Source organism: Spirosoma sp., assembly GCF_026391055.1.
Taxonomy (GTDB): Bacteria; Bacteroidota; Bacteroidia; order Cytophagales; family Spirosomataceae; genus Spirosoma.
In genome coordinates, this window is the sequence record NZ_JAPLET010000030.1 from 555,386 (window position 1) to 570,402 (window position 15,017).

The window sequence follows — 15,017 nt, forward strand, 5'->3', positions numbered from 1 at the left end:
CCCATTTTCAAGCAACCACAGCTGATCTGTTTAAGCTGGTTTATTAGGATATTTTACGAGCTATCGACTTAGCCGGGAGATTAGGCTCATCATAATACCCGCCATAATTATAGCTGTATCCGTATTGGTACGACTCTCCATCGCCGACTCCGTTCAGAATCAGATTCAGCCGTTGGAATCGCTGCTCTCTCCACAGATTATCGATCATTCGGATATAGGCTTTTGGCGTATGGTCATGGCGCACCAAGAACATAGTTGCATCTACATAGGGAGCTATTAACTGAGCATCGGTTACCAGACCTATTGGCGGGGAGTCAACGATAATATAAGCAAACCGTTGGCGAAGTTCCGTAAATAGCCGCTCCAGCTGAGGGCTGCTTAATAATTCAGCCGGATTTGGCGGAATTGGACCACAGGTAATGATATGATAGTTGGGAAAGCCGGGTATAGGTTGCAGAACTTCATCCAGTGTAGACTCCTGAATCAGGTAATTACTTATACCAACCGTATTAGCTACATTGAGTACAGCGTGTAATTTCGGTTTACGTAAGTCCATTTCAAGTACTACCGTTGGCCGGTCTACCAGGGCTAAACTAGCACCTAGATTCAGTGAGAGGAACGACTTTCCTTCTCCGCTTATGCTGGATGTGAACATTACAACCTGGCTGTCGGTTGGGCTGCTACGCAAAAATTGAAGATTAGTCCGCAGAGTTCGTATCTGTTCGGCAATAACAGAACGCTTACCCGAAATCATTATCAAAGGATCAATGTTTTTGCTGGCCATGATTTCGCCAAGAATTGGCACCTGCGATGCTTCTTCAATGTCTGCACGGCGACTTACGCGGTCATTCATCATGTCGCGGACAGCAATAACACCTACGGGCATAATCAGGCCTAACATTCCAAACAGCAACAAGATTGTAGCTTTCACGGGCTTTACAGGGTCTGTGCCTGTGCGGGGTGGATCGATGGTCCGGCTATCAGCTACATTCGATGCATAAGAAAGGGCAGTTTCTTCGCGCTTTTCCAGCAAATAGGTATAAAGGTTATTTTTAATGGATTGCTGGCGAGTAATATTGACCAATGCCCGCTCTTTGTGGGGTATAGTTCGGATCTGCCCTTCCAACTGCTTGTTTGTAGCCCGCATTTTCTGGCGTGTGCTTAGCAGTGCCTGTTTTTGATTGGTTATATTTTCTGACAAACTTATTTTGGTGGCCCTAATCTGATTATTTAATGATTGCAGCAGTGGGTTACTGGCTGTAGTAGTCAGGTTGAGCTGATCTCGCTGCAACTCCAGCTCATTTAACTTTGTAACAAGGCCAACAAGCACGGGATCACCTATGCTGAGTGTTGACGGCGCAACCCCCCGTTCTTCGGCCCGGCTGTTCACGTATTGCTCAACATCATCAATCATTCCGAGTCGGATATTGGTTTGATTTAACTGATCATCATTTTCTTTTACAGTTGCCAGAAACACTTGAGCCTGGGCACTTAAATCAGTGATTCCTTCTGCTGCCTTAAAGTTCTCAACACCTTTTTCAACGGTAGACAGTTCACCAGCGATCAATTGAAGCCGTTCTTCAATAAAGCTAAGCGTATTAGACGCCACAATATTCTTATCGGCAATGGCTGCCTGGTTGTATTCGCTAATAAGTTTGTTTAAAAGCGCTTCGCCTTTACGGGGTACTGCGTCTTCTAGTGACATTTGTAATACTGTCGACTGTTTACTGCTGGCCTCTACGCTAAGGTTCTTGAGATAGCCGTCAACCGCTACCTGACGTGGTACAGCCTGTACAATAACCTTCTCACTATTAATCGAAAGGGGCTTACTGGCAAATATCCGTAAACGGCCATAAGGCGTTTGAATGGTTTGATTAACAGGATACACATTGTCATTAATGCGTACAGCGTGGGAACTGGTAGCAGTAATCTCCAATGGGGTTTCATATAATGAAGGCTGCGCCGATTCAATAACTAATCGGAATGGAGTTGACTCATAAATTTCCCGTTTACCGAAGTTGGTAGAGCGAAAATATTTTACATCCAAACCTAACTCCCCTACCACCTTATTCATCATGGCAAAGGATTTCAGGATTTCCATCTCATTTTCGACGACCTTCTTGGGCGTGAAAATGTCCATTTCTTTAAGAATATTATCTTCGCTCAGCCCCTTTTTGTCATCTTTTATAAGTAAGCTGGTTTGAATTTTATAAATAGGAGTCTGATATTTTATATAGACATAGGCGCCTGCCCCTGCTAAGATCAGCGACAACACAAACCACTTCCAATGCCTTGCATAGCGCATTAGTATTAGCCGCAAATTCGGCGAATTTTCGGCTTCGTATTCCTGGTACGGAGCGTAAGCGTAGTTACTAGAGTTCGACATGAAGTTGCCAGTTAATATTAGATAATAGACTAGAAATAACGAAATATGATAGCTAGGAACGATAGGGCACTTAGCGCTATTGGCAGTATTTGGAAAGTTCGATCAGCGCTGGCAATGCGAGATTTGCCAGGCTCCACATATAATACATCGTTTGGTTGCAGATAGTAGTAAGGGGAACTGAAGAGAGCGCGGCTGGTGAGGTCAATACGGGTAAAGGTTCGAACACCATTCACCTCCCGAATCAGCAGCACGTTATCACGACGACCAAAAATGGTGATATCGCCAGCCAGGCTCAGGGCTTCGAGCATGGTTATCCGTTCGTTGGGAATGGTAAAGAGCGAGGGTCGGGCAACCTCACCCATGACCGAGACCCGAAAATTTTGATTTCGAATAACTACAGTTGGCTCCTTGAGATACGTTTTGAGTTGGTTACGAATCAGGTCAGTTGCCTGACTGGTTGTTAGTCCACCAACAGGAACCTTGCCCAAGAGCGGCAACTCCAGTGTGCCGTCTGCATTGACCAGATAACCGGATAATTCCGGAAGCGCCGAAGCTGTTGCTTGCGTTGTTAAGCGATCGGGCGATATGGTTGCCGAGAGTGGGTTGAAGAAATTACTGGCCTCCGGACTTAAGCTACTAACCCGAACCGATAGGATATCATTCGGTTGAATAGTCGGGCTGAAGCGATTTAGTAATTTTATTGAATCAGAAGTCGTAGATGGACTCTGAAAATAAACCAGTTTCTTGGACGAAACACAACCTGATAGTAAGGTAACTAAAGCTAACGCAATGAGTAAGGGCGTTCTAGCATAATAAACAAATGTCATATAGTAACCAGATTAACTATGTTAAAAAGAAAGAGATATAAATACACACTATAATAAACTACTAGCTCGATTAATCATATAGTGTATATTATTAATCCAATACACTACATTTTATAATCAGGAACAGAGAAATTTACTACTAGTTGTCAACTAATAGCATTGTTATCACATTTCAAATATATCGCATGTTATCTATAGTAACAAAGAAATTCAGTATATATTTTATTTACTATCTAAAATAAAAGTAAACATATTGACCGTTTAAAAAACAAAATCAATCTTACATATAAGCCTAAATGTCTATAAACCAATCTTTTATTAGATAAAGCAGCAATAAACTCTCCTTTTCTGCAACATTTTCTGTAGAGTAAGAATATTTATATTTCACAATAGACGATAAAATTAATAATATGTAACCCTAAATGGCTTTATTGTACTTTTATTGGATAAAACTGTAAATAAGAAACATAAGCTCAGGTTATCTATTCTGCGTTTTTAAAAAGTTGCATATTTGCATAATCCAGAAAGTATATACTATGAATTTACAAACGTCAGTGGATATTCTACAAAGTAGAGACTGGAAATTAGTCCATCAAAGCAGTATTTGCTGTGTATATAATTCTGCGGCCCAGTACCTTGTCACTCCGTTGCGAAGCGTAGGCAGTATGCCGGCCGGAACCTTAGATACTCTCTTCCGGGCTACTTATGCTCCTCAAACCGCTTCATTCAAAGGCCAGCATTCGAAAAAGTTGTCAGTACCTACTGTACCGGTTGTACTCGAAAAAAAAGGAAGTCAGCTTTGGGGACGGGTCGAGTTACAGAAATTATTGATCCTTACCTGCGGAGCTTCCCGCGAGATGATCACCGAAAAGCTACATGCTCAACTCAACGAGTTGACTACTTATTTACAAGCTCAAAATATCGACAGGCAAATTTTGCCCAACGATTATGTCTTCAATTTTCACCACGATTTAACTGCTGTTCGGGAGCTCTTTCAACAGTTCAGAATAAATCATCTTGCCGAGCAGACCGACATCCCCCAGGACTTACTCAGCCAGTTCATGTCAAACAAGCAACATCCTTCCACCCAGGAGGCCCAAAAGATAGAAATGCTGATTCAGCAGTTTGGGCGCGAGATGCTTAACTTCTCACTACTATAATTAAGGTATGATCCATAAAAAAAGCTTCTACTCGGTCGAATAGAAGCTTTTTTTATGGGTCGATTCATAATAGTCTACCATTGGCTAGCAGGCTGGGCTTTGGCTTGAGCGCTTAACTTCACGGATTGGGTGTCAATCGCCATTTTATTAAGTGCCAGATAAATTAACTTAACTGCTCCTTCGATACGTTGCCATCCCTGCTCACTACGCAGATCAATACCAACCATTGTGTGGTTGTTTTGCGCCTGAATCGTCAGGTAAGATAAAGCGCCCAGCATAACGGCCGAAATCGCCTGGCTATCAGGCCCTTCGATGAACGAAAGCTGGTTAACTAACCGCTGGAGTTCATCATCCTGTGCTTTACTGATTACATCAGCCGTTGGATCATTTTCAACAACGTTTGCCTTTAATACTTCGCGAGCGGCCTTCGATGTACGCATGTAACGAAACATCTGAATCGCCTGCCGGTACCAAACTTTCGCCAGATCATCCTGGTGTATAGGACGAATCTGATCTAGCATGGCCGGAGTGAAATGTGGGAACATTCGACCCATCCGAACGTAATATTCCATTAACCCATCTAGACCGCCGAAATAGCGATAGATAAGCACTTTGCTAATCCCAGCCTTTTCAGCAATCTGGTTAATTCTGGCACCTTCAAGACCTTGCTCAGCCAGTACATCTTCAAGTGCGTTAACAATACGCTGTGTGGTGTCCGCGCGATTTCTTCTAATTTTTTCCATCTATAATCTGAGCCAGCTTAGATATATACTGCTAATGTAGAATTTATAGTTTACAAAAAGTCACTTAAAAACAACTTTTTATTTTTCGCACCTCCTTAAAATTAACAGTACCCTCTAAAAGTAAATATTAAATTTTCGGTAATTAGCTGAAGCAAATAGCATCTTTTTATACTAATAAGTAGCATATTAGCCCATTTTTTTATCGTATGCTCTTTCAATTTACTATACTAAACAGTCAAATCGAAAGCTAAAATCCTTCTGTAGCCTTCTAGCAAAACAATTAAACAGCTAATAATCAGCAACTTTTATCAATAAAATATATTTTTATTTTCTTAAGTAGTTATAGAGAAAAAATATACAAACTTCATCACTGGCAGTAGCAGGCACAACGGGATAAGCCAAGTACGAGCCGTTTATTTTGTCAACAATACCGCCAATTCTAAAAACATAAAGGAGTCTGGCTGCTTGCAAATCGGTAGGTGACGCTTTACTTTGCTCTCGTTTCCTATTAAGTATATGCCACTCATTCTTTCTATTGATACATCAACGGCCATCTGTTCAGTAGCCTTGCACAGCACAGACGGTTCGCTCAGCAGTTCGTTACTTGGCTCTTATGAGCTCTTCACAGAACGAACCTCTTCTGCTATGCTCACAACGCTCATCGGCGATATTGTACGTCAGGCAGGCTATGAGCTAACCCAGCTCGATGCTATCGCTGTAGCCAAAGGACCTGGCTCTTACACGGGGTTACGCATTGGGATTTCGACAGCAAAGGGCCTTTGCTTTTCGCTGGATAAACCTCTACTAGCCATCAATACGCTAACAGCTATGGCCGAACAAGTCCGTTGTTTTTACCCCAAGAACTACATACTGTGCCCGATGATTGATGCCCGGCGTATGGAAGTCTACTGCGCCCTATACAATACCGATGGGCAGGAAATGCAGCCAACGACGGCGCAGATTGTTGATGAGCAATCATTTGACGAGTGGCTGGAGAAGAAGCCGCTGGTCTTTTTTGGCGATGGAGCCGCAAAGTGCGAAGCCCTGCTAGGCAGTCACGTCAACGCCCATTTTCCTAAGATACCGATCCATCCTTCGGCCAGAACCGTTGGGAAGTTGGCCATCGTAGCTTATGCCCGTAGCGAATTTGAAGATGCCGCTGCTTTTGAGCCCTTTTACCTGAAAGATTTTATGGCCATAAAGCCTAAAAAGTCCCCATTTTAACCAGCTGCAAACCCCTTATTGCCGGAACGAACTACCAGTACGCTAAGAATGTGCCGTTTTTCTCCTTATTTCGCCCCGGCATTTACTTCTTTCGCTCGTGCAAATTATCGTTGATATTGGCAATACCGACGCCGTTTTCGGATTTTATAGTGCAACCAGCTGGCAGCACATCTGGCGAACGCCCGCCCGGCATGATGAGTCAGCCGAATCCTACGAGCGTCGATTGCGGCTTTGGTTACTGGAAGCAGGGCTACCCTTAAGTAGTATAAAAGCGACTGTGTTAAGCAGTGTTGTGCCCGCCCTTACGCCTACCATACGTGCCATGCTGACAGAGCTGTTTGGCTTTGCTCCCATAGTTGTCGGACCCGATATTTACCCACATTTGCCCATTGAGGTGTTGCGTCCCCACGAGATTGGCTCCGATTTAGTCGCCAATGCGCTGGCGGCCTATACCCGCTATCAACGCACCTGCGTTGTAGTCGATTTTGGAACGGCTTTAACATTCACCACAGTATCCGGGACTGGTAAACTACTGGGAGTAGCCATTGCACCCGGTTTGAAAACCGCTATCCGGTCGTTATTCGCCAACACCGCTCAACTCCCCGAAGTACCCATTGAAGTCCCCGCTTCTGCACTCGGCACCAGTACCACCCACGCTATTCAGGCAGGTGTTATATTAGGGTACGAAGGCCTGATCCGCTCGCTGGTCAGTCGCATTCAGAGCGAACTGGACGGCGATTGCATAGCCGTAGCCACCGGCGGTTTATCCGGGCAGATTACGTCGCTCAATGATGTATTCACCGATATCGTCCCTTCGCTGACGCTGGACGGTATTCGGTTGATTGGTGATGCAGTGAGTGTTAGAAGTTAGGAGCGAGGAGCCATCCGGTGGCATAACTTACGTCAGACCTCCTCACATCTCGCTTCTAACTCCTGATACTCACTCCTCCACTTTAGGGTTCCGTTTCTTTCGCTTGCGTAGGGCGTCGTTGAGCAAAAATTCAATTTGCCCGTTCACACTCCTGAACTCTTCCTGTGCCCACCGCTCCAGTTCCTTCAACGTTTCGGGTTGAATGCGTAAGACAAATGCTTTTTTCTCGGCAGCCATGTGTTTTTTGAGGAGTTAGGAGGTAGCAGCGAGGGGCGAGGAGATATCCAGCGGCATAACCTGCGTCAGCCTTCCTCACTTCTCGCTGCCACCTCCTAACTACTTAATTATACAATGTTCCGGCGTTAACAACTGGACTAACTGATTTTTCGCCACAGAGCACCACCAGCAAGTTACTCACCATGGCGGCTTTGCGTTCCTCATCCAGCGCAACGACGCCATTCTTTTCAAGACGTTCCAAGGCCATTTCGACCATACCCACGGCCCCCTCAACAATCAGTCGACGGGCAGCTATCATAGCCGATGCCTGCTGACGCTGTAACATGGCTCCTGCAATTTCGGAAGAGTAAGCCAGGTGACTAACCCGGGCTTCGATAATGTCGACACCCGCCCGTTCGAGCCGTTCGTTAAGCTCCTGCTCCAGAAATACGTTGATCTGGCCAGTGCTGTCCCGTAAGGTTACCGACGAGGTTTCATCTTCCATGTGGTCATAGGCGTAAGAGTTGGCCAGCTTCCGGACAGCCGCTTCGGATTGTACCTGCACAAAGTTCACATAATTATCTACGTCGAAGAGTGCTCTGGCTGTGTCTTTCACCTGCCAGACAACAACAGCGGCAATTTCAACGGGATTACCCATTTTGTCGTTGACTTTCAGTGTTTGTCCGTTCAGGTTACGGGCTCGCAAACTGATTTTGGCCTTACTGTATAGTGGGTTGACCCAACGTAGCCCGCCCTGTTTCATGGTCCCAACATAATCGCCGAAGAACGTACACACGACGGCCTCATTTGGGTTGATTACGGTTATTCCCATAAACAGAATAATGGCCAGTATAACTAGTACCACCGGGATCACCAAACTCTTCAGAGCGATTCCCAAACCAGCAGCTGCAACCAGGCAGCCCACGGCAACAAACAACAACACATAACCAGAGATTGATGTAAGCGGTTTTTCCTGCATTTTCGTAAAGACTAGTTCAATAAAGTAATATCATTTTGATAGCACAATGATAGATATAAAAGAGATATACTCTAAACTGATTTATGAGAACGGCTATCCAACTCCACCAACGGCTTCTTTCGGCTTATCACTGTAAACGCCAATCCTTTTCACTATTTTTGCACCCTTAAAACGGGTCGCCTTTCTGGCCGGCCAACACATTGACGACCATGCTGCTGAGTGAACAGGAAATAAATCGCCGACAAAAGCGCGAAGAATTAATGCGGATGGGCATTGACCCCTACCCCGCCGAGTTGTTTGACGTAACCACGACCATTGCCGACATTCGGACGGCTTTCCAGACGGATGGGCCTGGCACAGAAGTTGCCCCTGAACAGGATTTTTCCGGCGATGAACGATGGGGAAATGTTCAACTGGCGGGCCGGTTGATGGTCTTTCGCATTAGTGGCAGCGCGTCGTTCGCCGAAATACAGGACTCTACCGGCCGGATGCAGTTTTATTTCCGGCGAGACGATCTCTGCCCCGGCGAAGACAAAACGCTTTACAATACTGTCTTTAAAAAGCTGCTGGATATCGGCGACATCATTGGCGTAAAAGGGCATGTATTCACCACAAAAACCGGCGAGTTGTCGGTATATGTCAAGGAGTTTAAGATTCTCAATAAAGCCTTACGTCCTTTGCCGGTGGTAAAAGAGGTGGTGAACGAGAAAGGAGAAAAAGAAACCTACGATGCCTTTACCGATCCCGAACAGCGGTATCGGCAACGTTATGTGGACCTGATTGTAAACCCGCAGGTGCGCGATGTTTTTATAAAACGCACCAAACTGGTTAACTCGATCCGGCAGTTTCTGAGCGAAAAAGGCTATCTGGAAGTAGAAACGCCCATTTTACAGCCCATTCATGGCGGAGCTGCAGCCCGGCCATTTCGCACGCACCACAACTCATTGGATATGACGCTGTATATGCGCATTGCTAATGAACTTTACCTTAAACGCCTGATCGTTGGCGGATACGACGGTGTATTCGAGTTTGCCAAAGATTTTCGGAACGAGGGCATGGACCGTACCCACAACCCCGAGTTTACGCAGGTGGAGTTCTACGTTGCCTATAAAGATTACCTGTGGATGATGGATACCATCGAGGAGATGGTGGAAAAAGTAGCCCTGGATGTAGCCGGAACAACGAAAGTTACCGTTGGCGAAAACATCATCAACTTCAAACGCCCCTGGAAACGCCTGACCATGTTCGAAGCCATTCAGGAATACACCGGCGTGGATGTATCGGCCATGGAAGAAGATGAACTCCGGCAGGTTGCCGAGCAGCGGGGCATTAAGATAGACAGCACTATGGGTAAGTCGAAACTGATCGACGAACTGTTTGGCGATGCCTGCGAGCCCAATCTGATCCAGCCGACATTCATTACTGACTACCCCGTTGAGATGTCGCCCTTGACCAAAAAGCACCGGAGCAAGCCGGGTTTGGTTGAGCGGTTCGAAGCCATTTGCAACGGAAAGGAAATAGCCAACGCTTACTCCGAGCTAAACGACCCCATCGACCAGCGCGAGCGGTTTGAGGAACAGTTGCGTCTGGCCGAACGGGGTGACGAAGAAGCCATGGCCCTTGACGAAGACTTCCTGCGGGCACTCGAATACGGGATGCCGCCAACAGCGGGCGTGGGTCTGGGCATCGACCGACTCTCGATGATCATGACCAATCAATCGTCTATTCAGGATGTGCTGTTTTTCCCGCAGATGCGTCCCGAGAAGAAGCAGGAGCAGTCAGACGAAAGCGATTTCATTACCGCCGGTGTTCCGGCCGAGTGGGTTCCAGCCGTTCAGAAACTGGGCTTTATGAGCATCGAACAACTTCGGGGAGCTAATCCTAACAAACTGTTCAACGATCTGGGTGGCGTTCGCAAAAAGTTGAAACTAGAAGCTAAAATGCCCACTCTGGATGAAGTGAAGGGGTGGATTGGTTAGTAAGAATTATCGACTGACAAAACACAAAACCCCCGCCGGATGATTCTGGCGGGGGTTACACATTCATATCTAGACGAACTGTCGGCTTAATAATCGGAATCGATCTTTTTCACCTTTACAGCGTTGAGTCCTTTCTTGCCATCAACCACTTCAAACTGAACCCGGTCTTTTTCGCGAATGGTAATCCCGTTCAGACCGGTGATGTGGACGAAGATGTCCCGGTTGGTATCGTCTTCAACAATGAATCCGTAACCCTTACTTTCGTTAAAGAATTTTACTACACCTGTTTGCATAAAACTTAAACAATTTAACAATTAAACACTAAAGGGTCAGTTAATAACAAAAACGCAAATCAGACAGCAGCGTACCTAACAGAGTTGATACATAGTTGAAAATCAGCGAAATTTGTTGAGCATAACGGCGCATCTGGCACTTGAGGGCTACGAACGCCGTTACAATACAAAGAAAAGAAAAATGTTGCGACTTCAACTAGATTGCGCCCTTTTTTTAGCTACTTTCACTAAGTTTATATGGAATTTATGTGTAAACGGCAAACAATCTATCTGGATCGGTCGTTAGCTTTTATCAATTGAGATACTTATTTAGTCAATACACTTCGCGAACTAAAGACATGAACAAGATAAGATATTTCGTTGAAAGTCAGGCGTTTGGCGTCTGTTCCCGACTGGGTGAGAAAATGAATATATCAGCTAGTAGTATTCGGCTCTATTTTATATATACGTCCTTTCTGACGCTCGGCTCACCCGTTATTTTATACCTGATTATGGCTTTCTGGATGGAAATGAACAAGCACCTGCGCCGTCATGCCCACCCAACTATCTGGGAACTATAATTTAGTTAATAGTTAATGGCTACTGAATAATCTATAGTGTATCTGTACATACAAAGTCAGGGTATGTCATAGTACCCATTATCCATTTTATATTACCCAGCCTACATCTGCTTAAACGTCTTTTTCCCCTCCGCAAAGTATTTCCAGACAAGGCTGTGGGGATACAGTTCTACCTTTTTTTTCTGTTGTGCTTTCAACAGCTTTCGCTGGGCATGAAGGTGCGGTAACCGGCCGTAAAAGGCAAAATGAGCCTGTATAATAGCCCAGACATCGCGCCATTGCCCAACCTGCAGGAAGAGGATAGATGACGAACCGTCAAGGATTAGTCGCAGCATGATCTTCGGCCATAGCCAGCCATCGGCGGGCCAGTTCTTATACAGCATGAACAGGCTGTTCCGGTAATTCAAAAACGTTTTGTGAGGATTGGATTTATGAAGCGTACCGCCACCTACATGGTAAACCGTCGACTCCCCGCATGCCCAGACTTCGTACCCCAGCCGCTGAACTCGCCAGCACCAGTCGATCTCTTCCATGTGCGCGAAGAATGAACCGTCGAAGCCCCCCGTTTCGTGAAACACGTCGGCCCGCATGAACAGGCAGGCACCCGTTGCCCAGAACACCTGCCGATTGTCGTCGTACTGCCCATGATCCGTTTCAAAAGTTGCGAAGATGCGCCCCCGGCAAAATACATACCCCAGCCAATCGACGAAGCCACCAGCGGCACCCGCGTGTTCAAATAAATCGCGCTGGGCGTACGAACGGATCTTGGGCTGACAGGCCGCAATATTGGGGTTCGCTTTCAGTAAATCCAGCACCGGCGACAGCCAGCCGGGCGTTACTTCGATGTCGGAATTGGGAAGGACGTAGTAGGTAGCTCCACCGAAATGGGTTCGGATATGTTCAAGAGCCAGATTATACCCACCGGCATAGCCTTCGTTGCGGGGAAGCTCAATAACGCGGACGGACGGAAAATTGGCCTTCAGAAAAGGCACTGAGGAATCTGTTGATGCACTATCCGCTACATAAACCGGATGGCCGTCGGCATTGGCAAGAACCGTGGGAAGAAATTTAGCTAAAAACGGCTGACCGTTGTAGTTAAGAATAACAATGGCAAGGGTATCCACAGTACGCGTTTACGGTTTATGATTTACGGTTTACGGCTTCTGGTTTACTATCAGACCAGATTGTTCCTGAGCAAACTAAAAACCGTAAACTATAAGCCGTAAACTTACAAACACTTTCCTACATTAGCCCATCTAGGTTCAGACCGGGTATGTTTGGTAGCAGGCCTTCTGTTGCCTGACGAAGCTGTTCACGCGCTTTTGTCTCTACGTTACTCATCGCTTTATTGGTGGCGGCAACAATCAGGTCCTGGAGCATTTCGCGGTCGTCCGGCTTGATCAGATCGGGGTCGATTTCAATTTTCAGGACATTTTTAAGCCCGTTCACGGTTACTTTAACCAGACCGGCTCCCGCATCTCCCGTTTCGGTTACGGCACTAAGATTCTCCTGCGCATCTTTCATTCGGGATTGAACTTCTTTCATCTTCCCGAACATATCCATCATATTCATAGCTGTAGTTTTTTTAGTCAGTAAGTTGGCAAGTGGCTTACCAACTAATTATCGTATCAACAACACAGCTCCGGTACGAACAGTTTTCAGACCAGTCAAATCAATAACTTCAATGCGGTACATATATTGACCGGCGGGTGCCTGCTGTCCGTTGCTATTCCCATCCCAGCCTTCGCTTTTGCTCGTTGTACTATACACAACTTCGCCCCAACGGTTGTATATAGTCATCAGAAACCTATCTACATAAATACCGAAGGCCTTAAACTCGTCGTTCATTCCATCGGCGTTGGGTGTAAACGCATCCGGCACCAGAATTTTAGCTTCTCGTCGGAATGTGTAAAAATTGGAAAAACTAGTGGTTCCTCCCGTAGTAAGAGCAATGATCCGGTATTTCTGCGATTGCAGATTCGGGTCGTTTAGGTCTGGTTCATAATGCGTGTTAGCACCCATGTTTATCTCCTGCCTTGTCCCGTTCAGGGAGTCGATCACTTCTACCGTATAGCTATCCACGGTTTCGGGCGCAAAAGGCGAATCGGCATTCCAGTCGATTCCATTAGCCGATTTTGCTTCCAGATAAACGGTACAAACGGTCTTCGACGGGGGCGTTTGCAGCCCACAGTTCGTCTGATAGACTACCTGATAGCAGTAAGAACCTGCCGATGGGTTAGCACTTTCATCGGTATAGGCGCTTTTTCGGTCGAGGGTGGCAACAGGCTGGAAACTTCCCGATGCACCCGATGCCCGGCTAACGACCATCGTGTAACTATCGGTGGCACCAATACCTACAGGTGGCGTAGTAATCAGTCGTGGGCGCCCATCTTCAATGGATATAACCATACTACCGATCTCGCCCGGCGGGTCGCCGTTAATGCCGATAGCACAGGTTTTCGCTGACGTTATCACGGTCTGGGCACTCCCCTCAACCGTAGCCTCCAGACTGTAGCAATATTGTGAGCCACAAACAATGTTATCGGCATCGCTATAGGAGTTTAGGCTTACTCTCGTCATTGTAGGTCCAATCGGCGCGCCGTTCCTGTAAAGTCGATAAAAGCGAAAGCGGGGCGTTGTACCGGCATAGGGTTGCCATGTCAGATTATTTTGCTTGTTGGCCGACTGAGCCGTTAGCACCAGACTACACACCTCATCCGATTTAGCCGTTTGGCTGTTGCAGGCATCCTGGGGCACTAATTGAAAACACTGTACCTGTTTGGCATCGGTCTGAACGGTAAACGTACCGCCCCCGGTACCTTTCTGGCCCGTGGCTACATAAGTCCCGTTAACTTTTTGATAAAGCTCTACCGATACGCCCGCGCTGGTTTGATACTTAAGCTCGATGGAGTTGTCGTTAATGGTTGTCAGCGCATTGATTATCGGCTGAGTAGCGGCTGCCAGCAGGGTGATTTGCTGAGGAGTTTGGGGGCTGTTACATAGCGGAGAAGCGACTGTACCATAAATACCCTCTACTGTGATGGTGGGCGAATTGGGTGAGCCTATATTATAAGTATGCGCCGGATTTGCCTGCATCTCCGCACGGCTTTTCGGATCAGAAACGCCATCGCCCCACCGAATCAGATAAGAGTCATACTGACCCAGTGTGGAAGCATCGACGGTTAAGGTGGCCCGGCGACCCAAACAGGACTGTGCCGTGAACTTGACAGGGTCGAGCGGGAGAACCGTAATGGTTTGACAGGCTAAAGCCCGTCCATTATTTATCGTTCCTACCTGTAAAATAGTGTACGAGCCAGGCTTGGTATACTGAAAACTTGGCCCCGATTCGAAATTAGTTGGAATGCCTTTTCCGCTATACTCCTTTACATATCCAACACTTAGTAAACCCGCTGGAAGGCCTCCTGTAACCCGAACAGGTGTTCCTACGCATACTCGAATTTTGTCTAAAGTGAATCCTCCCCTTTCAGCTCCCTGAGGGTCTACACAGTAATTGTTGTTGGGGTCCTGAGCGAATGAGGTATTGATCGACAGAACAAAAAGAAACACCGCTACCAGCCAACCAATCACGATACCGGTCTGCTCTTTACTATTAGTTGGCCATAGTCGTAAATTTCGCACGAAGAGTATATTTTTTGTCGTTCGTATAAATTTAGTCGTTTCTATTCTCTGAAACGGCTTTAGCGGACATTTTCGCATCCGGCGAAACGTATCTTTCTTAAAATCAGTTTTCAGCTTAAACAGAATCAGGAAACTACCTG

The 15,017-nt window shown here is 46.4% G+C and carries 14 protein-coding genes; 5 read left to right on the forward strand and 9 right to left on the reverse strand.

Annotated elements, in window-relative coordinates; translation table 11 throughout:
- Positions 1 to 43: 43 nt before the first annotated feature.
- Both NT073_RS31305 and NT073_RS31310 read right to left on the reverse strand, forming a co-directional pair.
- Positions 44 to 2,386: a tyrosine-protein kinase family protein gene (locus NT073_RS31305; RefSeq protein WP_297381998.1), complete on the reverse strand. Its 2,343-nt coding sequence runs from the start codon at positions 2,384 to 2,386 to the stop codon at positions 44 to 46.
- Positions 2,387 to 2,415: 29 nt separating this feature from the next.
- Complete coding sequence (locus NT073_RS31310) at positions 2,416 to 3,213, reverse strand: polysaccharide biosynthesis/export family protein (RefSeq protein ID WP_297381999.1); 798 nt, start codon at positions 3,211 to 3,213, stop codon at positions 2,416 to 2,418.
- Between the two features lie 536 nt (positions 3,214 to 3,749).
- Here NT073_RS31310 and NT073_RS31315 point away from each other — a divergent pair.
- A complete protein-coding gene (locus NT073_RS31315; RefSeq protein ID WP_297382001.1) occupies positions 3,750 to 4,373 on the forward strand; it encodes a hypothetical protein in 624 nt (207 codons plus the stop codon).
- 74 nt (positions 4,374 to 4,447) lie between these two features.
- Here NT073_RS31315 and NT073_RS31320 read toward each other — a convergent pair whose 3' ends face one another.
- The gene (locus NT073_RS31320) at positions 4,448 to 5,116 is read right to left on the reverse strand and encodes a TetR/AcrR family transcriptional regulator (RefSeq protein ID WP_012930837.1); all 669 of its coding nucleotides are present in this window, start codon (positions 5,114 to 5,116) and stop codon (positions 4,448 to 4,450) included.
- A 516-nt stretch (positions 5,117 to 5,632) separates the two neighbouring features.
- On the opposite strand from NT073_RS31320, the gene tsaB reads away from it, so the two are divergent.
- On the forward strand, positions 5,633 to 6,340 hold the full coding sequence (tsaB, locus tag NT073_RS31325) for a tRNA (adenosine(37)-N6)-threonylcarbamoyltransferase complex dimerization subunit type 1 TsaB (RefSeq protein ID WP_297382003.1): 708 nt from the start codon (positions 5,633 to 5,635) through the stop codon (positions 6,338 to 6,340).
- Positions 6,341 to 6,437: 97 nt separating this feature from the next.
- Positions 6,438 to 7,211 (forward strand): type III pantothenate kinase, encoded by a 774-nt coding sequence (locus NT073_RS31330; RefSeq protein ID WP_297382004.1) that lies wholly within the window; start codon positions 6,438 to 6,440, stop codon positions 7,209 to 7,211.
- 69 nt (positions 7,212 to 7,280) lie between these two features.
- Here NT073_RS31330 and NT073_RS31335 read toward each other — a convergent pair whose 3' ends face one another.
- Both NT073_RS31335 and NT073_RS31340 read right to left on the reverse strand, forming a co-directional pair.
- A complete protein-coding gene (locus NT073_RS31335) occupies positions 7,281 to 7,448 on the reverse strand; it encodes an Arc family DNA-binding protein (RefSeq protein ID WP_297382005.1) in 168 nt (55 codons plus the stop codon).
- Positions 7,449 to 7,551: 103 nt separating this feature from the next.
- Positions 7,552 to 8,406 carry an SPFH domain-containing protein gene (locus NT073_RS31340; RefSeq protein ID WP_297382006.1) on the reverse strand — a complete coding sequence of 285 codons (855 nt, stop codon included), beginning with the start codon at positions 8,404 to 8,406 and terminating at the stop codon, positions 7,552 to 7,554.
- A gap of 209 nt (positions 8,407 to 8,615) precedes the next feature.
- Here NT073_RS31340 and lysS point away from each other — a divergent pair, with 209 nt between their 5' ends.
- Positions 8,616 to 10,385 carry a lysine--tRNA ligase gene (lysS, locus tag NT073_RS31345; protein WP_297382007.1) on the forward strand — a complete coding sequence of 590 codons (1,770 nt, stop codon included), beginning with the start codon at positions 8,616 to 8,618 and terminating at the stop codon, positions 10,383 to 10,385.
- An 86-nt stretch (positions 10,386 to 10,471) separates the two neighbouring features.
- Here lysS and NT073_RS31350 read toward each other — a convergent pair whose 3' ends face one another.
- On the reverse strand, positions 10,472 to 10,678 hold the full coding sequence (locus NT073_RS31350; RefSeq protein ID WP_012930831.1) for a cold shock domain-containing protein: 207 nt from the start codon (positions 10,676 to 10,678) through the stop codon (positions 10,472 to 10,474).
- Between the two features lie 338 nt (positions 10,679 to 11,016).
- On the opposite strand from NT073_RS31350, the gene NT073_RS31355 reads away from it, so the two are divergent.
- Positions 11,017 to 11,238, forward strand: a complete 222-nt coding sequence (locus NT073_RS31355; RefSeq protein WP_097127207.1) for a PspC domain-containing protein — start codon at positions 11,017 to 11,019, stop codon at positions 11,236 to 11,238.
- A gap of 101 nt (positions 11,239 to 11,339) precedes the next feature.
- Here NT073_RS31355 and NT073_RS31360 read toward each other — a convergent pair whose 3' ends face one another.
- The 3 genes from NT073_RS31360 to NT073_RS31370 form a co-directional block, all read right to left on the reverse strand.
- A complete protein-coding gene (locus NT073_RS31360; RefSeq protein WP_297382015.1) occupies positions 11,340 to 12,362 on the reverse strand; it encodes a glycosyltransferase family 2 protein in 1,023 nt (340 codons plus the stop codon).
- Positions 12,363 to 12,480: 118 nt separating this feature from the next.
- Complete coding sequence (locus NT073_RS31365; protein ID WP_012930828.1) at positions 12,481 to 12,810, reverse strand: YbaB/EbfC family nucleoid-associated protein; 330 nt, start codon at positions 12,808 to 12,810, stop codon at positions 12,481 to 12,483.
- Between the two features lie 48 nt (positions 12,811 to 12,858).
- Positions 12,859 to 14,877: a gliding motility-associated C-terminal domain-containing protein gene (locus NT073_RS31370; RefSeq protein WP_297382018.1), complete on the reverse strand. Its 2,019-nt coding sequence runs from the start codon at positions 14,875 to 14,877 to the stop codon at positions 12,859 to 12,861.
- Positions 14,878 to 15,017 lie beyond the last annotated feature (140 nt).